This is a genomic window from Micromonospora sp. NPDC049891, from assembly GCF_040660295.1.
GTDB lineage: Bacteria > Actinomycetota > Actinomycetes > Mycobacteriales > Micromonosporaceae > Micromonospora.
On the sequence record NZ_JBFAML010000049.1, the window covers coordinates 1 to 23,213 of the forward strand.

The 23,213-nt window shown below is 72.8% G+C and carries 17 protein-coding genes and 1 pseudogene; 11 read left to right on the plus strand and 7 right to left on the minus strand.

Annotation, left to right across the window (positions count from 1 at the left end; all coding sequences use genetic code 11):
* Window positions 1-414, plus strand: a pseudogene (locus AB0I71_RS31485) (hypothetical protein); the annotation flags it as partial.
* A gap of 160 nt (window positions 415-574) precedes the next feature.
* Here the strand turns inward: AB0I71_RS31485 and AB0I71_RS31490 are convergent.
* A complete protein-coding gene (locus AB0I71_RS31490) occupies window positions 575-1,030 on the minus strand; it encodes a helix-turn-helix domain-containing protein (RefSeq protein WP_357590878.1) in 456 nt (151 codons plus the stop codon).
* Between the two features lie 85 nt (window positions 1,031-1,115).
* On the opposite strand from AB0I71_RS31490, the gene AB0I71_RS31495 reads away from it, so the two are divergent.
* Window positions 1,116-1,802 (plus strand): NAD(P)-binding domain-containing protein, encoded by a 687-nt coding sequence (locus tag AB0I71_RS31495; RefSeq protein WP_357590880.1) that lies wholly within the window; start codon window positions 1,116-1,118, stop codon window positions 1,800-1,802.
* A 59-nt stretch (window positions 1,803-1,861) separates the two neighbouring features.
* On the opposite strand, the gene AB0I71_RS31500 is transcribed toward AB0I71_RS31495, so the two are convergent.
* Both AB0I71_RS31500 and AB0I71_RS31505 read right to left on the minus strand, forming a co-directional pair.
* Window positions 1,862-2,980 carry a Gfo/Idh/MocA family oxidoreductase gene (locus AB0I71_RS31500; protein ID WP_357590882.1) on the minus strand — a complete coding sequence of 373 codons (1,119 nt, stop codon included), beginning with the start codon at window positions 2,978-2,980 and terminating at the stop codon, window positions 1,862-1,864.
* On the minus strand, window positions 2,950-3,660 hold the full coding sequence (locus AB0I71_RS31505; RefSeq protein ID WP_357590884.1) for a ThuA domain-containing protein: 711 nt from the start codon (window positions 3,658-3,660) through the stop codon (window positions 2,950-2,952). Before AB0I71_RS31505 ends, AB0I71_RS31500 begins: the two co-directional genes overlap by 31 nt.
* A 367-nt stretch (window positions 3,661-4,027) precedes the next feature.
* Between AB0I71_RS31505 and AB0I71_RS31510 the strand changes: the two genes are divergently transcribed.
* A complete protein-coding gene (locus tag AB0I71_RS31510) occupies window positions 4,028-4,981 on the plus strand; it encodes a LysR family transcriptional regulator (protein ID WP_357590886.1) in 954 nt (317 codons plus the stop codon).
* A 55-nt stretch (window positions 4,982-5,036) separates the two neighbouring features.
* On the opposite strand, the gene AB0I71_RS31515 is transcribed toward AB0I71_RS31510, so the two are convergent.
* Both AB0I71_RS31515 and AB0I71_RS31520 read right to left on the minus strand, forming a co-directional pair.
* Window positions 5,037-5,534, minus strand: coding sequence for a hypothetical protein (locus tag AB0I71_RS31515; RefSeq protein ID WP_357590888.1), 498 nt, complete (start codon window positions 5,532-5,534; stop codon window positions 5,037-5,039).
* Between the two features lie 5 nt (window positions 5,535-5,539).
* On the minus strand, window positions 5,540-6,631 hold the full coding sequence (locus AB0I71_RS31520) for a saccharopine dehydrogenase NADP-binding domain-containing protein (RefSeq protein ID WP_357590891.1): 1,092 nt from the start codon (window positions 6,629-6,631) through the stop codon (window positions 5,540-5,542).
* A 375-nt stretch (window positions 6,632-7,006) separates the two neighbouring features.
* Between AB0I71_RS31520 and AB0I71_RS31525 the strand changes: the two genes are divergently transcribed.
* Window positions 7,007-10,105: a BTAD domain-containing putative transcriptional regulator gene (locus AB0I71_RS31525; protein ID WP_357590893.1), complete on the plus strand. Its 3,099-nt coding sequence runs from the start codon at window positions 7,007-7,009 to the stop codon at window positions 10,103-10,105.
* Between the two features lie 47 nt (window positions 10,106-10,152).
* Here AB0I71_RS31525 and AB0I71_RS31530 read toward each other — a convergent pair whose 3' ends face one another.
* Together AB0I71_RS31530 and AB0I71_RS31535 are read right to left on the minus strand one after the other, a co-directional pair.
* A complete protein-coding gene (locus AB0I71_RS31530) occupies window positions 10,153-11,124 on the minus strand; it encodes a hypothetical protein (protein ID WP_357590895.1) in 972 nt (323 codons plus the stop codon).
* Between the two features lie 186 nt (window positions 11,125-11,310).
* Entirely contained in the window at window positions 11,311-12,177 is an 867-nt protein-coding gene (locus tag AB0I71_RS31535; RefSeq protein WP_357590897.1) for a hypothetical protein, read from the minus strand.
* Between the two features lie 378 nt (window positions 12,178-12,555).
* On the opposite strand from AB0I71_RS31535, the gene AB0I71_RS31540 reads away from it, so the two are divergent.
* From AB0I71_RS31540 to AB0I71_RS31570, 7 genes are all read left to right on the plus strand, one after another.
* Entirely contained in the window at window positions 12,556-13,923 is a 1,368-nt protein-coding gene (locus AB0I71_RS31540; RefSeq protein ID WP_357590899.1) for a TrkH family potassium uptake protein, read from the plus strand.
* Window positions 13,916-14,596: a TrkA family potassium uptake protein gene (locus AB0I71_RS31545; protein ID WP_357590901.1), complete on the plus strand. Its 681-nt coding sequence runs from the start codon at window positions 13,916-13,918 to the stop codon at window positions 14,594-14,596. Before AB0I71_RS31540 ends, AB0I71_RS31545 begins: the two co-directional genes overlap by 8 nt.
* A gap of 374 nt (window positions 14,597-14,970) precedes the next feature.
* A complete protein-coding gene (locus AB0I71_RS31550; protein WP_357590903.1) occupies window positions 14,971-15,903 on the plus strand; it encodes an ABC transporter ATP-binding protein in 933 nt (310 codons plus the stop codon).
* A complete protein-coding gene (locus AB0I71_RS31555; protein WP_357590905.1) occupies window positions 15,900-16,622 on the plus strand; it encodes an ABC transporter ATP-binding protein in 723 nt (240 codons plus the stop codon). Before AB0I71_RS31550 ends, AB0I71_RS31555 begins: the two co-directional genes overlap by 4 nt.
* Before the next feature lie 7 nt (window positions 16,623-16,629).
* The gene (locus AB0I71_RS31560) at window positions 16,630-19,806 is read left to right on the plus strand and encodes an FtsX-like permease family protein (protein WP_357590907.1); all 3,177 of its coding nucleotides are present in this window, start codon (window positions 16,630-16,632) and stop codon (window positions 19,804-19,806) included.
* Window positions 19,803-22,559, plus strand: coding sequence for an ABC transporter permease (locus tag AB0I71_RS31565; RefSeq protein ID WP_357590909.1), 2,757 nt, complete (start codon window positions 19,803-19,805; stop codon window positions 22,557-22,559). Before AB0I71_RS31560 ends, AB0I71_RS31565 begins: the two co-directional genes overlap by 4 nt.
* Before the next feature lie 93 nt (window positions 22,560-22,652).
* Window positions 22,653-22,835 carry an antitoxin gene (locus AB0I71_RS31570; protein WP_204003577.1) on the plus strand — a complete coding sequence of 61 codons (183 nt, stop codon included), beginning with the start codon at window positions 22,653-22,655 and terminating at the stop codon, window positions 22,833-22,835.
* Window positions 22,836-23,213: the final 378 nt, after the last annotated feature.

Here is a 23,213-nt window from a genome sequence, read left to right on the forward strand (position 1 = left end):
TACGTCGAGCAGGGCAAGGCGCACGCGGCACTTGTGATGCACGGCGACGAGGCCATCGCATGGGCTGAGTACGGCACCCCTGTCGAGTTGCCCACCCTCCACCACCGCAAGGAGTACGACGCCACCAAGACGGCAGAACCCGATTACCGGATCACCTGCGTCTTCGTCGACAAGCGCCATCGGCGACGGGGCGTGACGGAGCTGGCGATCACCGGCGCGCTGGACCTGATCGCGCAGGCCGGCGGCGGGCGGGTCGAGAGCTATCCCCACGACCTGACCAACCAGACCAAGAAGATGTCGTCGTCGTTTCTCTACAACGGCACCCGTCGACTCTACGAGCGGCTCGGCTTCACCTACGACCGGCCCAAAGGGCTGAAGAACTGCGTCATGGTGAAAACGGTCGCTCCTGCCTGAGATTTAGCGCATCTCGGCAGATCCGTGCGGCGAGGGACGGCTGGGCTGCACCGTGGCCGCCGGTCCGGCCCGTGCAGGTGATGGCGGACAGTACCTGCTCAGCCCAGGCGTGGTTCCCGCCGACGCGCCGTCGATGGTGGGCGTCGAATCGGGACAGGTCTCACCCCGGCGGCTGTGTCCCCACTCGGCCGGACGGCACCGTCGTGGCCAACTGTGCGACCAACTCCAGGTGTGGCGACGCATCGAGGGCGTGGGCGCGTTGCTGTGCCTCGAAGAGTTCGTCTCCGTGCCGGGTGACCCATTCGGCGAGGGCGCGCATCGGTCCGTCGGCGAAGGTTCGGCCGAGGGATGTCAGGGCGTAGTCGACTCGAGGGGGCGACTGCGCGTACGGCAGGCGTTCGGTCAGGCCGTTGCTGCCCAGGCGGCGCAGTGCCTCGGTGAGCGCCTTGTCGCTGATGCCGCCGATCGTCGCCCGAAGCGCGCGGCGGCGTTGCGGGCCGGCGGCAAGGGCGGCCAGAACCACCGGATCCCACACGTGCGTGAACAGGTCAGTTGCCATCCGCAGCCGGCAGTCCGCCACGAAGTCCAGGCAGCCGCTGTCCGTGTCACGAGACATCCGACAATCGTGCCACCGCCGATGCGCACCGGGTGGTGCGTGACGACCTGATCGGTTCGCATCAGACTTTCTAGGGTCTGACGCCATGCGTATCGGAATCCTCGGCACCGGAACCCTCGCCACGGCGCTCGCCGCCGCCTGGACCCGGGCCGGACATGACGTCAGCATCGGCGGCCGCTCGCTCCAGCGGGCGGACGCCGCGGCGAAGACATCCGGAGCCCGCGCCCGACGGCTCCCCGACATCGCCGTCAACGCCGACGCCGTCCTGCTCTGCGTGCACTGGGAGGGCATCACCGACATCCTCACGGCGGCCGGTGCGCCCGCCGGGGCGCTCGCCGGTAAGCCCTTGATCGACCCCACGAACGCCGTCGATCATGGCATCGGCGTGCTGCGCACGGAACCCGGCCGCGCGATCGCGCAGCACGTCGCCGACCTCGCTCCCGGCGCCCACGTCGTCAAAGCGCTGCACCTGTTCCCATCGACGCAGTGGACGACACCCGCACCGACACCAGTCACGGTAGCGATGTGCGGGGACGACCCGCGAGCGCTGGAGATCACCGGCTCACTCGTACGCGACATCGGAGGCATCCCCGCCGTACTCGGCGGACTGGACCGGGCCCGCCAACTGGAAGAAGTCGCCGGGTTCGTCATCACCCTCGCCTTCACCGCCCACGACCCGCAGTCGGCAATCCCCGCGGTTCCGCAACCCACCACACCCCTCCCCGGCCCTGAGCCTCGACAGGGCCAGAAGCGGATGGGCCTTTCCGGCTGAGGAGCCCGCAACGCCCTGCCGCTGAGCGGCTGTCACCCGCCAGCTGGCCGCCGGCGTCCTCAGCCCTTGGGCGCGAGCGCTGACAGCCAGTCCTCGGTCGGGGTGAGCGGGACGGGTGCGGGGCGTTCGACAGCCGTCGTCAGCTCGACCCGCCGGCCCTCGGCGGCTGAACGGAGCAGGGCGGTCATGATGTCGAGGACGTGCAGCGCCACCTCACCGCTGGCCCGTGGCGGGCGCGCCTCGTCGGCCCGGACCAGGTCGATCAGGCCGACCCCTCGGGAGGCGGCGACGTAACCGGCCCGGGGTTCGAGGTCGTGCCACCCGGGGCCGTCGAGCGCGAGATGGCGGACCTCGCCGTCGAAGTGGTTCGGGTCGGGTACGGCGAGGGTGCCGGTCTCCCCCTGCACCTCGATCGGCACGGCCGTCGTCGCGACACCGTCGAAGCTGGTCGTGAGGGTGGTCAGGGCGCCACCGGCGTGTTCCAGCACACCGCTGACGTGGGTCGGCACCTCGACCGGGATCCGCTGCCCGAGGCGGGGGCCCGAGCCGATGACCCGGGCATCACGCAGCTGGCTGGCCGCCCCGATCACCGCTCGGACCGGCCCGAGCAGATGGACCAGCGCCGAAATGTAGTACGGCCCCATGTCCATCAGGGGGCCGCCGCCCGGGGCGTAGTAGAAGTCGGGGTTGGGGTGCCAGCGCTCGTGTCCCGGGGTGACCATGACGGCCGAGGCGGAGAGCGGACGTCCGATCAGTCCACCGTCGATCGCTGCTCGGGCGGTCTGCGTACCGGTGCCCAGGACGGTGTCCGGCGCGCATCCGACGCGGACGCCGGCCGACGCCGCCCGGTCGAGGAGCGACCGGCCTTCCGGGAACGTGACGGTGAGCGGCTTCTCGACGTAGACGTTCCTGCCGGCGTCGATCGCCGCGCCGGAGATCTCGGCGTGCGCCGCCGGGATGGTGAGGTTGAGCACCGTCGCGACGTCGGGGTGGTGCAGCAGCCGTTCGACGCTTACCGCCTCGGCACCGGGAATCGTGGCGGCGGCGGCGTCGGCCCGGGCCGGGTCCAGGTCGGCCACCGCGACGACGCGCACCGTGGGATGGTTGGCGAGCGTGTTCAGGTAGGCGCGGGAGATGAACCCGAGACCTACGATGCCGATGCCGTGCGGGTCGCCCACACCATCCCCCTTTCGATGACGGTACGGACGCTCGGGTGCTCCAGCACGTCGAGGCTGTGTCCCGGGGTCGTCACGACGATCCGCCCCGCGCCCCAGTTCCGGGCCCAGATCGCCGGGGAGGTGACCGGTCGGTGCCACGGGTGCCACTCCCGGGTCGGGTGGGTGGTGGTGGCCAGGACGTCGATCAGGTCGTCGTGCAGCACCCAGTACTGCTCGGTGACCAGGTCGAAGTCCTCGATGCCGGCGGTGATCGGATGCTCCCGGCCGAGATCGGTGATCGTGATCGTGTGTGGCAGGAAGTTGTCTTTCTCTCCGCCGACACGGTCGCAGGGCTGGACGCCCGGATGGGTGGCGAACTGGCCGCCGACCAGGTGCAGGTAGTCCGAGGAGGCGCGGAACGAGTCGGCGATGCCGCCGTGCCAGCCGGTGAAGCCCGTCCCGGCGACGATCGCCGCGGCCAGACCCGCCACCTGCTCCGCGGTGATCTGCGACATCGTCATGCACTGCACGATGAGGTCGGTGTCGGCAAGTTCGGCGGCGTCGGCGTAGATCTCCGTCGACTCCTCCACCCGTACCGCGTATCCGTCGCGTTCGAGGAACGGGATGAACAACTCGGTCGCCTCGACCGGCCGGTGTCCCTCCCATCCGCCTCGGACCACAAGGGCTTTCCGCCGTGTCACACCCGCTCCTCCCCCGGCCCGCCGCCCCGCGCCACCACTGCCGCCGGGCCGACGCCCGCACCGTCCGACCGCCGCTAACCGTACCTGGGCCGCCACCCTGGCTCAGCCCCTCGCCCGAGGCACCCACCCCGACGCCGGGAGGATCGGGTGGCCTTACGACCGAGCACGTTCCTACGCTCACCGGTGGCCGTGTCGATCCTGACGGGGGCCGACGCTGAGGTCGGCGTACCGCGCTGTCACCGGCCCAGGCGCGGGTGTTCGCCATGCACGCGGGGTATGGTCCGCAGGGAGCTTGGTCTTGTTGTTTGCCTGCGCCCTCAACCCTCGGCGCGAGATCGAGCGGATTCCGCGGCTATACGCTGCATGCATGATTGAATCCTGGACCCTGCGGGTTCTCCTGGAGGTCGCCGCCCGGGGTTCGTTCTCTGCCGCGGGCGAGGCACTGTCCATGACGCAGCCAGCCGTCTCGCGGCAGATCAGCGGATTGGAACGGCGCGTCGGCGTGCCGTTGTTCCGGCGTCTTCCGCGCGGTGTCCGGCTCACCCAGGCTGGGCAGACCGCCGTCGAGCTCGCGCGCGACATCCTGGTGCGGACCGACGCCCTGGAAGCCAGGTTGCGCGCCTTCACCAGCCTGACCGGCGGGCAGCTCAACGTGTCGGCTTTCCCGAGCGCCAACGCCCGGCTCACTCCGGAAGCCATTCGCTGCTTCGCCGAGTCCCACCCCAGCGTCGCGGTGAACCTTGTCCGACCGGACGAGTCGGGCCCGCTGTCGGCCGTCCGGGACGGCCGGATCGACGTGGCCCTGCTGACCTCGTGGCAGTTGTTCGCCGACCCGCTCAGCGCCAAACACGACCTGTCGGCGTCTCGACTCAGCGAGGAGGCACTGGACGGTCTTGACCTGGTGCCGCTCTGCGACGAACGGCTCCACGTCGCACTTCCGGCCGACCACCCGCTGGCCCGGCACCAGCGGGTGCCACTGCGGAAACTGAAGGACGAACGGTGGATCGAGGGCGCCTATCCGGACTGCCTCGGTCCGATCCCGCCGCTCACCGAAGCGTTGGGCGGTCCCCCGCAGATAGCGTTCTTCTGCGACGACTGGAACGGCAAGCAGGCACTTGTCGCCGCGCGGGCCGGTGTCATGCTCGTACCGACGCTGACCCAGGCCGCGCTACGGCCCGACATCGTCCTGCGGCCCACCGTTCCGGCCCTGCCGACCCGCCGGTTGTACGCCGCGGCGGCCGTCCCACCGTTCCGGTCGCCAGCGGCGACCGCGATGATCGGGATCCTCACGGCGATCTGCCGGGAGCCGGTCGACGGGTGACGGGTGTCCACCGGGGCACCCGGAGGACCGGGAGGTGCCCCGGCGGATTTCCTGATCAGCGAGCGCTGGTGTCCGTCGCCGGTGCCCGGCCGTCCGCGCTCACCGGCCGCCTCCTGGGCCAGGCGGGTGCCACCGCCAGCAGCACCGCGGTGACCAGGGTCAGTACCCCGGTGCCCTGGAACAACACGTCGTCGGAGATATGGGCGTCGCTGTCCACCGGATAGAGCTCATTGATGAGGGCCTGAGCGTCCAGCAGCCGCAACACGACGAACAGGGCGTGGTTGAATCCGCCTTCGAAGAGGCCTACCGACGCCACCCAGAAGGCGTAGACCAGGAACCAGAACATCGCGCGAGCCCACCGCATCGTCGATCCGAGGCGGTACGCCAGGTACGTGACGCCGAACACGCCGCTGAACACGACAGCCAGGACGATCCGCTGTGGGCTGTCGAACCGCACGCCCCCGTACACGTGGTGGATGAAGGTCACGAGGAAGAGCACCGCGGTCCAGGTGATGGCGGTTCGAGTCCGGCCGGCTGGCATCCGTTTCGTCATTGCTGTCACCCTTCTGGAGTGGTCGGCATCCGGCCTGTCGGCGGCTCGGCCGGGACCGACAGTGGTTGTTCGTGCACGGCCAGGTCGTGCCGCTGAAGCGTCGTCAGGAGTTCGTCCACGTCGACGATCTGGTCGATGTGACGCACTCCGGCTGGGTAGCGGCGACCCAGCAGGCCGGTGGCGATCTCCGCGGCCACCACACCCGTCGCGTGGCACTCTCGACGGCCCGTCACCGCCGACCACACGTGCCCACCGCCCTCACCGGTGGCCGAGGCGTGCACCACGAACCGGTCTCCGCCGAGCCGCAGTCGGCTCGACACCCCGGTCAGCAGCCCAGCCCCGCCCAGCCGATCCGCTAGGCGGAAGGCGCCGGTGGAGCGCAGCCGGAACAGCGCCGCCGTGACGGCACCGGAGTCGAAACAGAGGCGGGTGGTCACCGGTACGCCGAGCGTGCGGGTCAACGTGTGCTGATCCGAGAAGGGAAACGGGTACGCGGTGCGCACGCCGAACCCGGGCAGCTCCACCCGAGCCCGGGTCGGCCGCCGGGTACGGTCGGGCGGAGCCGTCAGCCCCGCCATCGTCCAGCGGACCGAGTCGGGCCCGTGGTCGCCGGCCGTACCCAGCAGGATCGTCACGTCGACGGATGTCGCGGATGGAAGGCGCCCGACGCAGCGGCGGGCCAGCACGTTTGTCAGTCCGGGGGCCAGTCCGACGCTGAGCACGGCGGCGGTGCCGGCCCGCTTCGCGGTGGCATCGAGCCGCTCGATGCCGGCCAGCACATCGGCTGACGCGCTGGTGTCGACATAGGAGACGCCGCGCTCCAGGCAGGCACGCGCCACCGCCTCGTTGCGATGCTCCACGCACATGACCACCACGTCGGCATCGGCCAACAACCCGTCGAGCCCCCGCAGGTCGTCAAGGTTCAACCGGTGCGGGATCAGCCCGCCCGGGCCGCTGCGGGCCAGCGCCTCAGCGCGCGCCAGGTCACGACCGGCGACAACGACCTCGCGTGCCGAATCCCGACCCAGCGTGGTGGCCACCACTCGACCCACGGCACCGTAACCGCCGATCACCACCGCCACTCCACGACCGGTCATTGCCGCCTCGCCGCACCCACCGGTCGCCTACCGCTCAGGCGGACTCCGGCCCTCCGGTCGTACGGCTCGACGGCGGTCGGCAGGCACTCGCGCACCCGGCCCGGCGGAGCCTCACCTCTTCGGACACTGTCCATGACGTCAGTGTGTACGGGCACAGATATGAGCACCACTGCCGATCGATACTGGGATCCATAACCTCCATGCATGGCCGGACGGCGGCGTGCCTGGCAGTTCCACACCAGGCAGGTGTGGCCGGGGTCGGGGTGGGCCGCCTCGGCGGGCAACCCTGATCCGCGTGGGCCCTTTGGACGGTGTTGCTGTCGGAATAGCGGGAATCGCCTTGCCCGGATCGCGGCCGGCAGACACGCTGCCGCCATGCTGGAACAGCAGCGCGGCAAACTGTGGCTGGTGGTGGCCGCCGCCGGCTACGGCAAGACCACCGCGCTGCGCCGGCTGTTCCCCGGTCCGGCGGTCCGGTGGCGGCGGGAGTGTGACGTCGACGCGCTGCTCGGCGGCGAGTTGGTGGAGCTGGCCGCCGGCCCGGCGCAGGTCGTTCTCGACGGACTGCCAGCCATGTCGGAACGGACCGAGCAGGCGTTGCTGCGTGCGATCGCCAGCCTGCCCGACGACGTACGCCTGGCGCTGTCGTCGCGATGGCCGGTGGGCTGTGCCGCGTCGTCGTGGTTGACCCGGATGGCGCCCGCGCAGCTCCGCCCGGCCGAGCTGAGCCTGACCAACGATCAGGTCGACGATTTGCTGCACACCGAGTACGGGCTGACCGTACCCGCCCTGGCGCAGCGCGTGCACGAGGTCACGGCGGGGTGGCCCGCGCTGGTCCGGCTGGTCGCCGAGACCCTGGTCGCCGAGGGCGTACCCAGCGGTCCGCTCCTGCCAGCGGTGACCGAGCCCGGAGGTCTGGTGACCGGTTACGTGGCCGAGGAGGTGCTCGGTCCGCTGCCGGAGGACCTCCGCCGGTTGCTGCACGAGGTGGCCGACCTCGCGCCGCTGACGGCGGGCGTCTGCGCGGTCACCGGCCACCCGGCGGTCGGGCCGCAGATCAGCCGACTGGTGCGCACCGGGCTACTGACCAGGGTCGGCACCGATCCCGACACCGGGCCCCGGGTGGTACCGGTGATCGCCGCCGTCGCCGGTCACAACCGGCCGCCGGTGGCGAAGCGGACGCTGCTGCGGGCGGCGACCTGGTACCGCGAACACGGCCCGGCCCGCGCCGCGGCGTACACCTTCCGGCTCGGCGGCGACGACGCGGAGCTGGCGGCGGTGCTCGACGAGCACGGCGACCGGATGATCGTGGCCGGACGGCCCGGCGCGACAGCGGAGCTGGTCGCCGCCCTCCCGGCGCCCCTGCGCACCCGCAGGCTACGGCTGCTTGCCGGGGACGCGTTGCGCACCGCCGGCGACGTCACCGCGGCCGCCCGTGCGTATCAGGAGGTGGCGGCGGCCGAGCCGGCGTGGGAGCCGGGCATCGCCTGGCGGATGGGCCTGATCCACTACCTGCGCGGCGACCAGCCCCGGGCCCTGGCCGACTTCGCCCGGGGCGACGAGGTTCCCGGCTGCCCCACCGATCAGGCGATGCTGCTGGCGTGGACGGCGGCGGCCACCGCCCGCAGCGGTGACGCGGCGGCCGGGCTCGAACACGCCTGGCGGGCCTACCGCCTCGCGGCCGAGACCGGCGGGGACAGTGCCCTGGCCACCGCGCACGTCAGCCTGGCGCTCTGCCTCGGGCTCACCGGTGACCAGGTCGGCGGCGAGGAGCACCACCGACTCGCCCTCGGAATCGCCGAACGCACCGGCGACCTGGTACTGCTGGCCCGGATCCTGGTCAACCAGAGCTACCACCTCGTCGAGCAGGCCCGCTATCCGGCGGCGCTGGCCGCCGCGCAACAGGCCGCCGGGCACGCTGAGGCCGCCGGGCACGCCAACCTGTACGCGATGGCCGCCGGCACCGAGGCCGACATGCTGGCGATGCTCGGCCGCTACGACGAGGCCGCGGCGCGGTACGCCCAGGTGCTCGCCCGCCATCAGCGGATGGGCTCGCGCCGCTGCGCCGACACGTACCTGGGTCTGGCCGAGCTGCATCTCATGCGGGGCTGGCGGGAACAGGCCCGGGCCGCGTTCGCCGAAGCGGTCCGGCTGGCCGACGGCAGTGACAGCCGGAAGCTGACGGTACGGGCCCACGCCGGGCTGGCCCGGGTGCTGCTGCCCGACGACACGGCAGCGGCTGCCCGGCACGCCGCCGAGGCGGCCCGGCTGGCCAGTGACGATCTCCGGGTCCCGGCGCTGCTCGCGCAGGGCTGGGTGACGCTGGCCGGCGGCGACGCCAAGCGCACCGCACGGCTGGCCGACGAGGCCCTCGACCTGGCCCGGTCCGGTGGGCTGCGCGCCGGCCTGGCCCGGGCGCTGGAGCTGCGCGCCGCCGCGGAGATCGACCCGAATCGGGCCCGCGCCGCCCTGCGGGAGGCCCACGCGATCTGGGTCGACGCGTCGGCCGTGGGCGACGCGGCCCGGGCCGCGCTGGCGCTGAGCCGACTGCCGGGCGCCACCGCCGACGACAGGTTCGCCGCGCTACTGGCCGCCGAGCGCCTCACCGCCGGCGGCGTCTCGATCGACCAGGAGGAGACGCAGCCGGACCGACCAGCAGCCGGCCGGCGGCCCACCGGCGTCGGCGTCGGCGGCGTCCTGGTCCGCACACTCGGCCGGTTCGAGGTACGGGTGGCCGGCGCCGCGGTGCCGCCGTCGGCCTGGCAGTCGCGGCGGGCGCGGGACCTGCTGCGGATCCTGGTGGTACGGCGGGGCCGACCGGTCCCCCGCGGCGAGCTCTGCGAGCTGCTCTGGCCCGACGACGATCCGAGCAGGACCGGACACCGACTCTCCGTGTTGCTGTCGATCGTGCGCGGGGTGCTCGATCCGGACCGGGTCTTCGCCTCGGACCATTACCTGGTGACCGACGCGGCAAGCGTCGCGCTGGACGTCACCCACCTGCGGGTCGACGTGATGGAGTTCCTCGGTGCGGTGACCCATGGCCGGGAGTTGCTCGATCGGGGTGCCCGGGCGGAGGCACGCACCATCCTCACGGCGGCCGTCCGCGACTACCGGGCGGACGTGTTCTCCGACGAGCCGTACGCCGACTGGGCTTCGGCGCTGCGTGAACAGGCGCGCGCCGCGTACGTCGCGGCGCTGCGGATGCTTGCCGAGGCGCACCGGTCGGCGGGAGATGCCGGCGCCGCCGTGGACTGCCTGCTCCGCCTGCTGGAGCAGGACCCGTACGACGAGCCGGCGCACCGGATGCTGGTGCGCACCCTGGTGACGGGTGGGCAGCACGGCGAGGCGCGGCGGGCGTTCGCCCGCTACCGCACGGCGATGCGTGCCATCGGAGTACGGCCGCCGGACGAGATCATCCTGGCGCCACGGGCCGGGGTACGGCCGCCGGCGACGGTCGTCCGCCGGCCTGGGTGAGAGCAGGCGGCGCGGTCCTACCGGCGCCGCCGCCCCCACCTGACGGCTCAGTAGATGTCGTGGTCGGTGCTGTACCCGGTGACCGACCACATCGGGTCGTCGTGGTCGGTCGGGTACCGGGGAACCGACAGCAGCTCGTTGTCCACCGTCGACGTCCTGGCAGGCCCGCCACCAGGGCCGGACCGGACCGCCACGGTGGCGGGGCGCTGGACCGCAACGACTGTCACCTGCGTCCCGTCGTCACTCGGCATCATCGCGTCGATGAAGATGTCTGATCTGGGGATCGGGAACGAGCCGGGGGCGGGCAGCACGGTGACCTCGCCACCGACACCGGACATCGACGGGACTTCCCACGCCCACTCGCGCTGCACGGTCACGGTCCTCGGCGACGCCGTACCGATCGAGCTGGTCGCGGCGAACCGCTTGTAGCGTGCTCCGACGCCGCCCCACGAGGCACGGTTGCCTTCCACACAGACCGCGTAGGCGACCGGGCTGGTGCCGATGAGGTGCAAGGCCGTGCGGACGGTCACGCTCGCGCCGTCTGCGTCAGGGACCAGTCCGGCCAGCGGCACCCCGGCCGGCAGGTCGAAGCCGGCACCGCTGACCACCAGGTCAGCCGGGCAGCTCGCGGTCACCGACCCGGTCGGGGAGACCTCGACGACCCGCGTCGCGCCGTTGTCCGGCGCACAGATCGCGGCGGCAATCACGGACCAGGGTTCCGCGTGGCCCGGGTACGCCTCGCCGCGTACCACGACCGAGGTCGTGCCCGGCACGATCGCGTCCAGCCGGACCCCGCCGTTACCGTTCCTGATCCGGCCGCCGGCGCCGATCAGCACCTCGTCGGACCCGCACGTCGCGGTCACGCTCTTGGACGACGTGGTGTCGTAGGCGCTCTCGGCCCGGTGCCGGTACGCCGCATGCGCCGGCCCGGGTGGGACGAGGGTCGCGGCGACCGCGACGACCGCCGCGACGGCGCACCGCGACCGGGTGCTGGTGCCGAATGTGGTGCCCCTGCTCATGACGACTGTCCTCTCCTGTCGACGCTGCCGCGAACGGTTCGCGCGGCACGTCCCGAATCATCGGCAGGTGCGTCACGGTGGCGTCATGGTGCCGCACGCCACTCCCCCGAGCGGCCCCGACGCCTGGTCACACCGACCGGTGTGACCAGGCGTCGGGGCCGACTCTCATGACCGGGCCGCGGTCGGTCACGGACCCCAGCAGATGGCGTGGCTCTCCAGGTCCCACGGGGGTAGATAGACCCCGTCCTCGAAAGCGATCGCCTGGGCGCTGTTCTGGGCGACGGTCGCCGTGACCCGGGTGAGCAGGACATTGCCGGTGGCGGTGTCGGTGACCGTGGCGCCGACGCCGGTGGCGAGCGCACCGGCCGGGCAACCACCGGACACCTGCCCCCTGGGGCTGACGCTGTTGGCCGCCCCGGTCAGGCTGACGAGCGTGCCGGTGAGGTTCGCCGGCAGGGTGGCGCAGATGGCGTACCCGACGAGTTCCCACGGTCCGGCGAACCCGCCGGCTGCTCCCGCGGTGACGACCCCGGCGGTGAGCGCCGCGTTCGGCTCGATCCGCTGGTAGAACGCCTCTCCGTTGGCGGTGCGCAACTCCGCGCCGAGCCCGAGCAGGTCGGTGCCGGCCGGGCAGGCGGCCACCTGGTTCTTGATCGGGTCGACGTTGCTACCGCTCGCCGACGTGACACGCTGGTAGTTGGCCGGGGGCGCGCCCGGCACGCAGATCGCCTGCGCCACGACGTTGTACGCCCCCGCCACACCGCCCGGGTTCGTGTGCGCCCAGACCGTCACCGACTGGGTGGCCAGGTTCGGAATGATGTCGGTCAACGTGACGTCGCCGCCGCCACCGTCGATGAAGCCACCGCCCCCGGCGAGAAACTCGCCGGCCGGGCAGGTGGCCACGGCGGACTGGTTGGGAAAGGCACCCGCCACGCTGACGTTCACCACTGTCGCCTGCGCCGGTCCCACGCCGGTGGCGACGGCCACGGCGGTGCTGGCCAGCAGCAGGCCCGCAGCGCCCGAGAGCCGGGCGAGCCTGGATCGAATTCGCATCGTCCACTCCACTTCGTACCTGCCGCGAGACGTTTGCGCCCCGACGGGGCGACGCGGCAGGTGACCCACGATCCGCGGCGGCCTCACGGCCGCCTCAGCGCCGCGTCAGCGTCGAACGGTCGCCTACCCCGCCTCGCGGTGCGGATGCTGATCCCCCGCAAGCTCAACACCGCCGCAACCCGCGATCCGAAGTACGCGACCGGCTCTCATATCACCCAGGCCGACATCGGAAGAGGCTGGTCATGGGAGGATGCGCCCTGTGTCGATCGCTGCTGACCGCAGGAGACGGGGGGACCGGTTCGCCGAGCGGGCTCGTGGCGCGGCGAGTGGGTCGGGCCTGCCGCCGCGCCGGTGTTCGCACGTGTCGGAGTGCCGGCCGTGCAGCTGGTGACGCGGCGGCCGGCGTGGCAGCGACGAGGTGACCGGTTCCGGCACCCGGCGCAGATGATCGCCGTGGGTTTCGCCACGGCGATCACGATCGGCACCGGACTGCTGTCCCTGCCGTGGGCGACCCGGTCCGGGCACCGCACGGAGCTGGTGGACGCGCTCTTCACCGCCACGTCGGCGGTGTGTGTCACCGGGCTGATCACGGTCGACACCGGCACGTACTGGTCCGGCTTCGGGCAGGCGGTCATCCTGCTGCTCATCCAGGTCGGCGGACTCGGCATCATGACCCTGGCCACGCTGTTCACCGTGCTGCTGTCGCGCCGGCTCGGACTGCGGGCCCGGTTCCTCGCCCAGGCGGAGACCAAGAGCCTCAACCTGAGTGACGTACGCGGGGTGGTGCGCCGGATCGTGCTGTTCAGCCTGGTCAGCGAGGTGGTGGTGGCAGTGCTGCTCACCATCCGGTTCGCCACCGCGTATCAACAGCCGTTCGGTTCCGCGCTCTACGAGGGCGTCTTCCACGCGATCTCCGCCTTCAACAACGCCGGTTTCTCCACGCACAGTGACAGCCTGATGGGCTACGTCACCGACCCCTGGATAACGCTCACGGTCGCGGCGGCGGTCATCCTCGGCGGGCTGGGGTTCCCGGTGGTCTTCGAACTGGCACGCACCTGGCGGCGCCCCTCGTTCTGGTCGGTGACCACTCGAATCACCGTGGTGCTCACCGCCGCTCTGCTGCTGCTGGGCACCCTCGTGTTCACCCTCGCCGAGTACTCGAACCCGAAGACGTTCGGCACGCTGGACGGCCCGCAGAAGCTGCTCGCCGGGTTCTTCGCGTCCGCGATGACCCGCACCGCCGGTTTCAACAGCGTCGACATCGGTGCGATGCGGCCGGAGAGCCTGCTCGCCAGCGACGTGTTGATGTTCATCGGCGGTGGCAGCGCCGGCACCGCGGGCGGTATCAAGGTCACCACGTTCGGCCTGCTTGCCTTCGTGCTGTGGTCGGAAATGCGCGGGGAGACCCAGGTCAACGTCGGCCACCGCCGGATTCCCGCCAGCAACCAGCGTCAGGCCCTCGCGGTCGTGCTGCTCAGTGCCGGCGCGGTGGCCATGGCCACCTTCGCCCTGTTGGCCATCACCCCGTACCGTCTCGACGCGGTGCTGTTCGAGGTCGTGTCGGCTTTCGGCACCGTCGGCCTGTCCACAGGCATCACAGGTGACCTGCCTCCACAGGCCGACGTGCTACTCGTAGTGCTGATGTTCGCCGGCCGGATCGGACCCCTCACCCTGGCCTCCGCACTGGCGCTGCGGGACCGCAACCGGCGTTACGAGCTTCCCGAGGAAAGGACGATCGTTGGCTGACATCCGCAGCGAACCGGTGGTGGTGATCGGCCTGGGCCGCTTCGGCAGCGCTCTGGCCCTGGAACTGGTCAAGCGGGGCACCGAAGTCCTCGGCATCGACCACCGCCCGAAGGTCGTGCAGAGTCTCGTGGGACAGATCCCGCACGTGATCACCGCGGACTCGACCGACATCGAGGCCCTGCGCCAACTGGGCGTCGGAGAATTCGACCGGGCCGTCGTGGCGATCGGAACCGACGTCCAGGCCAGCATCCTCACCACGTCCCTGCTGTCCGAGCTCGGCATCTCCGACATCTGGGCCAAGGCCGTCAGCGGACAGCACCGCAACATCCTCACCCGCGTCGGCGCCCATCACGTCATCGCGCCCGAACACGACATGGGCGAACGCACCGCCCACCTGCTCACCGGCCGGATCCTCGACTACGTCGAGGTCGACGCGGACTTCGCCGTCATCAAAACCAAACCGCCACACGACGTGGTCGGCATGCCGCTGCGTGAGTCCCGGCTGCGCAGCCGGTGGGGGGTGACGGTGGTGGCGGTGAAACCGGAGGCCACTGTCGGGGGGCGACAGACCGGCTTCACCCACGCGACCCCCGACACCGTCCTGACCTACGGCGATCTGATCCTGGTGGTCGGCCAGATCGACAACGTCGAGCGATTCGCCGCCGCAGAGTAATCCACCCGATACCGAGAACCGCACGGGACTGTTGACCACGTTTCCTGCGGGAGCTTCAGGTGGAGGCGTTGTCGTCGTCGGCAGAATCGCGAGGCTCGACGGCGTCCTGGCGCACATGACGCAGAGGTGACCGTGGTCCCTGCCCCGCTCCGGCGGCCGGGCTCGTCCGGAAATGCAGGAAAGCCGCCCAGGGGCATGGTCAACAGGGCCGCCGGTTGCGAAACTGCTTCAATCTGCGTCAGCACGGGCGATCGAGCCTCCTGACGCACGAGGCAACCATGCGTGCCGGCCAGGCGACACCACGTGCCCGATCGGTGGGCCTTACCGCTGCCCGAGGCTGGCTCGGCGGCGGCACGACCTGGACGGAGGAAGGAATGTCCAGCCCACCGCTGTCCCTGCCGCAGCCATCCGCGCGGGCGCCCGAGTTCGGCCGGGACGCGCTCATCGTCTGCGAGAACCTGGTGCGGATCTACCAGAGCGGTTCGATCGAGGTGCAGGCACTTCAGGGACTGGACCTGGCCGTGGAGAGCGGTGAGCTGGTCGCCGTCGTCGGTGCCTCCGGGTCGGGCAAGTCGACGCTGCTGTCCATCCTGGCCGGCGTCGACGCCCCCACCGCCGGGCGGGTCCGGGTCGACAGGTGGAATCTGCTGGCGATGTCCCGCGCGGACCGGGTGGACTACCGGCGGCACACCGTCGGGTTCGTCCGGCAGCAGACGGCGAGCAACCTGATCCCTTACCTGACCGCACGGGAGATGGTGGACCTGCCGATGACGGCGGCCCGTACCCCGAAGAAGGAGCGCCGGGAGCGCGCGGCCGAGCTGCTGGACAGTCTCGGTGTCGCCGACTGCGCCGATCGGCGCCCCGGGCAACTCTCCGGCGGGCAGCAGATGCGGGTCGCGATAGCGGTGGCGCTGGCCAACCAGCCGCAGGTCCTGCTCGCCGACGAGCCGACCGGCGAGCTGGACGCCGCCACGTCCGCGGAGGTCTTCGGCGTGCTGCGGGACGTCAACCGGCGGTACGGCGTCACAGTTGTCGTGGTGACCCACGACCCGCAGGTCAGCGGACAGGTCGAACGGACCGTCGCGATCCGGGATGGGCGCACCAGCAGCGAGGTCCTGCGCCGTACCACCACCGACGAGGTGGGCGACACGCACATGATCGCCGAGGAGTACGCCGTGATGGACCGGGCCGGGCGGGTACAGGTGCCCCGCGACTTCCGCCAGGCGCTGGCGCTGACCCGACGGGTCCGGCTGGCCCTGGAACCCGACCACATCACGATCCGCCCCGATTCGGAAAGCGGCGAATGAGCAGCGAGTCGCTGCTGCGCGTGCGTGGCGTGCACCGGCGCTTCCGCACCGGGCCGGCCGTCGTGCACGCCCTGCGCGGCGTGTCGTTCGACGTGGCCGCCGGTTCCATGGTGGCACTCGTCGGCCGGTCCGGCTCGGGCAAGACCACCCTGCTCAACACCATCGGCGGCCTGGATCGCCCGGACGCCGGCACGGTGCACGTCGACGGCACCGAGGTAACCGCGCTCGACGAGGACGGCCTGTCCCGGTTACGGCGCGAGAAGGTGTCGTACGTCTTCCAGAGCTTCGGGTTGATCCCGGTGCTGTCGGCCGCGGAGAACGTCGCCGCCCCCCTGCGGCTGGCCCGAACCGCCCCGGCCGAACGCGAGCGGCGGGTCGAGTTGCTGCTGGAGCTGGTCGGCCTGGCCGACCACGCCGGACAGCGGCCGGCGGAGCTGTCCGGCGGCCAGCAGCAGCGGGTGGCGATCGCCCGCGCGCTGGCCGCGTCGCCGCGGCTCCTGATCGCCGACGAGCCCACCGGGCAACTTGACGCTGAGACGGGCCTGTCGGTGATGGCCCTGCTGCGCGGGGTGGTCGAATCCGAAGGCGTCACCGCACTCGTGTCCACCCACGATCCGGTGATGATGGCCTTGGCCGACCGGGTGATCCGGATCCACGACGGGCGCCTCGACGACGAGGTAGCCGGACAACCGGACGAGCCCGCGAAGGACGCTGGATGACGCGCCGATGCTGAGGCTGGTCAGCCGGCGCGCCCGCGCGCAGTGGCCGTTGCTGGCGGCCCTCATCGGGGTCGTCACGGTCGGCGCGACGCTGCTGGGCACCTGCACCCTGCTGAGCACCCGCACCGCCGAGCGGGCGCTGGAGGTCGCCATGGCCCGTGCCGCCCCCGCCGCCGTCGACGTGACCGTCTACACCGGCACCGTCGAGGGCCCGGATGCGCGGTCCGTCGCCGCCGACACCCGCACCGAGGTGGCCGCCGCGCTCGCACCGTTCCCGGTGACCACCACCGCGCGGGCGTCGACAGTGCTCAGGGCGCTGCCGCCCGCGCTCGCCCCGGGCACCACCGTCGGGGCCCAGGCGTACCTGTCGGGGCTGGACGACCTGCCGACCCGCGCCGAGTTGGTCACCGGGCGCTGGCCGCGCGACCGTGGTGACGCTGTGCTGCTGGAGTCCACCGCCCAGCTGCTCGACCTCAGCCCGGGTCGCCGGGTACGCCTCGGCGCCGAGCTGGCCCACGCGCCCGGTGCGGCCATCGACGTGACAGTGGTCGGTGTGGTGCGCCCGTTGCCCGGGCGCGGCTGGGACCGCGACCCGCTGGCCGCGGCAGGCTCCGCCACCGGTCACCGGGACGGCCGATACCTGCAGCCGGTCAACGCCTACGGCCCGTTCCTCGTAGACTTCGCCGACCTGGTCGCCACCGGCGCCACAGTTGACCGGATGGAGGTCACCGCCCACCCGGACCTGACCCAGGCCAACCGCCGCGACCTGGAGACCGTGGCCGGGGCCGTGCGCAGTGCCGACCGCCGGCTGGCCGGCACCCTCGGCGACCGCGTCCAGCTCGCCCGGGTCGCCTCCGACCTGCCGCGGACCCTGCGGTCCGCCGACGACCAACGGCACGTCACCGCCGCCGTCGTGCTCGCCATCGCCGTCCTCGGCGGTGTCCTGGCCGCGACGGCACTCGTCCTCGCCGGCAGGCTGACCGCGGGCATCCGCGCCGACGAGACCGCCCTGCGGTCCGCCCTCGGCACCAGCCGCCGCCAACTGGCCGCCACCGCGACACTCGATGCCGGGCTCGTCGCCGTCCTCGCCGCCGCGCTCGCGATACCGGCCTCGACGGGCCTGCACGCCGGCCTGACCCGCCTGCCGCCGCTGGACGGCGCCGGCCTGACCACCCGGCCGGCCATCACCGGCGCCCAGGTCCTCGCGGTCGCCGGCGGCGCGCTGGTTCTCGCCGCGGTACTCACCGTCCTGGCGATCCGGCCCGGACCGACGGCCGGCGACCGACGCACCCGCCGCGAACTGCTCGCCCGATCCGGCGCCGACCTGATGCTCGCGGTATTCGCCGCCGCCGCATGGTGGCAGCTGTACGCGCAGCCCACCGCCGCCAGCCCACGCGCCGACGTGGTCCGGGTGCTCGCGCCGGCGCTGCTGCTCACCGCGGGCGCCGCCCTGGCACTGCGGCTGGTACTGCCCGCCCTGCGCGGCGCCGAACGGCTGGCGTACCGCGCCCGTGGGCTGACGCTTCCGCTGGCGGTCTCCGAGGCCGCCCGCCGACCCCAGGCGGTCGCCGCCGGACTGCTCGTCGGGCTGGCCTGCGCGGCCGCAACCTTCGGCCTCGCCTTCGACGCCACGTGGCACCAGTCGCAGCGCGACCAGGCCGCGCTGTCCGTCGGCACCGACCTGGCACTGGCCCTCGGCACGACGCCGGTGGCCGGAGAGGGCGCGGCCGTCGGCGCGGCCACCGCGGGGACGGTGAGTCCGGCCCTCGACCGTGGTACCGCCGTCGGTCAGTGGCTCGGCAGCGCCGGCGACGCGCCGCGCCTGGTCGCCGTCGACACCACCCGCGCCGACGCGCTGCTGCGCGGGCGGCTGGACCGCCACCGCACCTGGACGGACGTGGGAGCGAGGCTCGCCCCACCGACCCGCGTCACCGGTCTCACCATTGCGGCTGATGCCCCGCTCGTCATGCGTGGAACCGCGACCGGCGACACCTCGCTCGCCGTGACGCCCCGGCTGCTGCTGCAGGACGCCACCGGCCTGCGCATACCCTGCACCGGTCCCCCGGTGCCGCTCGACGGCCGGGAACACCGGCTGCCCGAGTGCGCGACCGCCGACGGGCTGCGCCTCGTCGCGGTGTCCCTGCCGGTCGCGGCCCCGGCCGGGCCGGATGCCGGGTCCGTGATCGGCGGCCGCACCGCCATAGCCGTCACCCTCACCGTGCCGCCCGTCGGATCGGCTGACGCATCGGAGTGGACCGCCACGTCCGCGCCGCCGGTTCCGAGCAAGGTGCGCGACCCGACCGTCGTGCTCTCCGCCGCGCCGATGGGGACCGCGCTGCGGATGGCGGCGACTGTCGACCTCGGCGGTGCCCCGGACGCCGCCCGTACCCTCGTCGCCACCGCCTTCCCGGACCCCGGTCGGGTGCCCGTCGCCGTCTCCGCCCGCTTCGCCGGCGAGGTCGGTGCCGGCAGCGGCAGCCAGCTCAGCGTCACGGTCGGCACCACGCCCGTCCCGATCGTCGTCACCGAGGTCGTGCCGACCGTGCCGGCCGCCCCCGGCGCCGTCGCCATCCTGGCCGATCTGGACACGCTGTCGCGCGCACGCGTCGTCACCGGCGACCTGACGTTCCCGGTCGACGCCTGGTGGGTCGGCCATCCAGGCGATCCCGATGCCGCCGAGCGGGCCTCCGCCCTGCACCTGGGCGCCGTCACGACCCGTGCGGCGGAGACCGCCCGTCTCACCGACGGCCCGCTGCACGCCGGGCTGCCGGCCGCGCTCCGGCTCCTCGTCCCGGCTGCGGCCCTGCTGCTGCTCGCCGGTGTCGTCCTGCACGTCACCTGCGATCTCCAGGTCCGCGCCGTCGAGGTGGCGCGGCTGCGCGGCCTGGGGATGACCCGGCGCGACATCCGGGCCGTGCTGCTCGGTCAGCACGTCGGCGTGCTACTGCCCGTGCTCGCGGCGGGCGCGGCCGTCGGTGCGCTCGCCACCCGCATCGTCGCTCCCCTGCTCGTACGCTCCGAGGCCGGTGCCGCGCCCGTCCCGACCGCCCAGCCACACTGGCCGTGGCCGGCCGAGGCCGCGCTGTTCGCCGTCCTGCTGGCCGGATGCCTGCTGGCGGTCGCTGTCGTGATCATCGTCCAGGTCCACCGGGCCGACGCCGCGCACCTGCGGGTGGCGCCGTGAACCGGTGGCTGACCCGCCGGTGGCCGGCGCCGCACTGGCCCAGCGTCCGCGGCCGTGGCCGTACCGACGCCGGAGCGCTGCTGCTCACCGCCGCCGTTATCGCGGCCGTCGTGCTGCTCTCCGGGGCCGTGCCGGCGCTGCTCCGTGCCTCCGCCGACGAGGCCGTCCAGGACACGGTCCGCCGCGCCGGCCACGATTCGAACGTTCTCGTCCACGCCGACTGGGAACGCGACGACGGCCCGACCGGCGGGCGGTTCCGGATTTCCCGTCTCGCCGAGGACGTCGACGACTTCCGCGCCCGGGCGGCCTTCGCGCTCGGACCCGACCTGGACGCCGCGCTGCTGCCGCCCATCGCCGTGGTCAACGGCCCGATCCTCAGCATCACCGGCGGCAGCCTGCCGCGTACCTTCCAGCTCACCTACCTGGCCGGTGACGGTGGCGGCCCGGACGTGACCTGGGTCGCCGGCAGCGCGCCCGGCCCCGCGAGCCCCGAAGCGGCCATCGAGATCCCCTACAACGGACCACCCTGGCCGGTGCAGGTCGGCCTCTCCGAGGCGGACGCCGCTGCACTCCACCTCGGCCCCGGCGATCGGATCCCGGCCCAGGATGGCCAGGGTCGCGACAAGGACGTCCAGATCAGCGGAATCTACCGACCGGCGGACAGCGGCGACCCCGCCTGGCGACTCGCCCCGGCGCTCCTGCGCCCCGTGCCCGGCGCCGACGGCATCGGGACCACCCGGTTCGCCGGCCTGCTGTCGCGTGAGTCGCTGCCGGACGCCCGGCTCGCCTTCGACGGGGACCAACTGCGGCGCACCGTCCACTTCGCCCCCGAACCCGACGCGCTCACCTGGGCCGCCGCCGCGACGCTCGGCAGCCAGGTGGTCAAGCTCAAGGCAGCCTCCGGCTCATCAGCCGTACGCGACGACTCCCTCAGGTGGGAATCGTCGCTCGACACCGTCCTGCGCGACGCCCGTACCCAGATCAGCGCCGCTTCCGCACAGGCCGCCGTCCTGCTCGCCGGAGTTCTGACCGCCACGGTACTGGTCCTGCTGCTCGCCGCCGACCTGCTGGTCCGCCGCCGTACCCCGACGCTGAGCGCCGCCCGGCAGCGTGGCACGGCGCTACCCGACCTCGGTGCGGAACTGATCATCGAGTCCACGGTGGTGTCCCTGTCAGCCGCCGCCGTCGGGCTCGCACTCGCCCGCGCGGCCGCCCCGGGCGTCTCCTGGATCTGGACCGTTCCGGTGGTCCTGACCGGTGCCGTTGCCGGGCCGGCGTTCGGCACCCTCGCCGCTGCCCGCGCCAGCCGCGACCGGCGCCAACCCGCCAACCCGGCCGCTCGGCGCTGGATCCTGACCACCGGCCGGCTACGTCGCGCCGCCGTGGAGGCCGCTGTGCTGATCGCCGCGGTCGCCGCCTTCGTCGCCCTGCACCAGCGCGGGTTGCTGCCCGTCGCCGCCGACGGCGACACCGGCGAGCTGACCGGCGACCTGGTCCTACCGGTCAGCGCCGTCGCTCTGGGCGTGCTCGCCGGCGCACTCGTCCTGCTGCGGCTGCTGCCCGTCGGAGTACGGTTCGCGCTTCGACAGGCCCTGCGCTCGCGCCGCCCGCTGGCCGTGTTCGGCGCCGCCCGGGCGGCCACCACGGCCGGACGCGCGCTGCCGCTGCTGGTTCTGGTCAGCGCCACCGCACTCGCGTCGTTCGCGCTCGTCGTCGGCACCACCGTCGCCCGGGGTCTGGCCGACGGTGCGTGGAGCACCGTCGGCGCCGACGCCCGCCTCGACATCGGCGCCGACGCCCGAGCCGCGACGCCCGCACTAGCCGAGCGCATCGCTGCCGCACCCGGCGTAGGGCAGGTCGTCGTCGCGCAGGTGACCAACTCGGCGCGGGTCTTCACCGAGTCGACACTGCTCACCCCACGCCTGGTCATCGTGGACGCCGCCGCCTTCCAGCGCCTGCTGGCCACCACCCCGCTGCCCGACGCGCCGGCGCTGGCCCGGCTCACGGAACCCGGTCCTGGCCCCGTGGACGTCCCCGCGCTGATCCGATCGAGCGACGGTGACCTGCCGACCGGCACGCGGATGCAGCTACCCCGGGACGACGGCCCGGCGATCCGCCTCACCGTGGTCGGTACCGCTCCCTCCGTCGGCGGCGCCAGCGACGTCGTCATCGTGGACGCCGCGGCCCTCGCCGACGCAGGGCTGCCCGCCGTTCCCAACACCGTCTGGGTGACCGGCCCCGGCGCGCCGCAGGCCGTGTCGAGCACCGGCGTGACCGCCGACGTCGTGCTGCGCACGGACGTGCTGGAGGCGCAGCGGGTGGCTCCGCTGACCGCAGGGCTACTCCGGCTGGCGTGGACGGCCGCCGCGGTGTTGCTGGCGCTGGGGCTGCTCGGCCTCACGCTCGCTGCCGCCGCGGGTGCGTCGGAGCGGTGGCAGACCCTGACCCGGCTGCGGACCCTCGGCCTGCGGCCACGCGACGCCCGCTGGGTCGCCGCCGGAGAACTGCTGCCGCCGGTCGTGGTCGCCGCGGTGTGCGGCCCGCTGCTCGGGGCCCTGCTCGCCCGCCTGACGCTCGGCCCGCTCAAGCTCCGGCTGCTCACCGGTCAAGCCGCCGACCCGACGGCGGTCCTGCCGTGGTGGCTGCTCGGCCTGATGGGCGTGGCGCTGCTGGCGACGGCCGCCGTGGTCGTGCCTGTCGAGTCGACGCTGCGGCGACGCGATCGGCTGGGCGAGGTACTCCGCGCCGGCTAGGACGGTACCGGGCGTTTCGTCCGGCCTGTCGGCGTTTGCGGCACCGGGCCGGGGGAACTGACAAAGGTGGCCCCGAGATGAAGGAGGATCGTCGTGGGTGACTTCATGAACAAGGCCAAGGACCTCGCGGACAAGCACGACAAGCAGGTCGACCAAGGGCTGGAGCGGGCCGGTGACATGGCCGACAAGCGCACCGGCGGCAAGTACGACCAGCACATCGACAAGGGTGTGGACCAGGCCCAGGCGCGTACCGGCGAGGGCGACCAGGTGCGCTGACGCCAACGCCGGTCCCGGGTCGCCCGACGGGTGACCCGGGACCGTGTCTTCCGACCGTCAGGCCTGGTTGACTTCGAGCGCCACCGCCACCACTTGGTCGCCGCCGACGTGCCGGCTCAGGCCGCCGGGTCCTGGCGTGCCCGGGAATCGACCACCTCACACTGGGCGGGTTCGCACAAATCGCGTACTGCGCATTCAGCAGTCGAGTGCCGCCGGCAGCAGGAGTCGCGAGATGCACCGGTGGCGCAGTGTGACGGCGACGGCGGCATCCGCGACGACCCCTACCCCGTTACCTTTTTGATCGTCCCCAGCCGGGGACCCTCGGTCGCCCGGCCCGGTATGACTTTCTGCCCCTGTCGTGTGGATGATCCGGGGGGT

Bases quoted from the DNA above. Each gene is read 5' to 3' on its own strand.
- AB0I71_RS31550 (WP_357590903.1), top strand. From the start codon at position 14,971: ATGTCCAGCCCACCGCTGTCCCTGCCGCAGCCATCCGCGCGGGCGCCC.
- AB0I71_RS31515 (WP_357590888.1), bottom strand. From the start codon at position 5,534: ATGACGAAACGGATGCCAGCCGGCCGGACTCGAACCGCCATCACCTGG.
- AB0I71_RS31525 (WP_357590893.1), top strand. From the start codon at position 7,007: ATGCTGGAACAGCAGCGCGGCAAACTGTGGCTGGTGGTGGCCGCCGCC.
- AB0I71_RS31510 (WP_357590886.1), top strand. From the start codon at position 4,028: ATGATTGAATCCTGGACCCTGCGGGTTCTCCTGGAGGTCGCCGCCCGG.
- AB0I71_RS31520 (WP_357590891.1), bottom strand. From the start codon at position 6,631: ATGACCGGTCGTGGAGTGGCGGTGGTGATCGGCGGTTACGGTGCCGTG.
- AB0I71_RS31490 (WP_357590878.1), bottom strand. From the start codon at position 1,030: ATGTCTCGTGACACGGACAGCGGCTGCCTGGACTTCGTGGCGGACTGC.
- AB0I71_RS31535 (WP_357590897.1), bottom strand. From the start codon at position 12,177: ATGCGAATTCGATCCAGGCTCGCCCGGCTCTCGGGCGCTGCGGGCCTG.
- AB0I71_RS31530 (WP_357590895.1), bottom strand. From the start codon at position 11,124: ATGAGCAGGGGCACCACATTCGGCACCAGCACCCGGTCGCGGTGCGCC.
- AB0I71_RS31495 (WP_357590880.1), top strand. From the start codon at position 1,116: ATGCGTATCGGAATCCTCGGCACCGGAACCCTCGCCACGGCGCTCGCC.
- AB0I71_RS31555 (WP_357590905.1), top strand. From the start codon at position 15,900: ATGAGCAGCGAGTCGCTGCTGCGCGTGCGTGGCGTGCACCGGCGCTTC.
- AB0I71_RS31560 (WP_357590907.1), top strand. From the start codon at position 16,630: ATGCTGAGGCTGGTCAGCCGGCGCGCCCGCGCGCAGTGGCCGTTGCTG.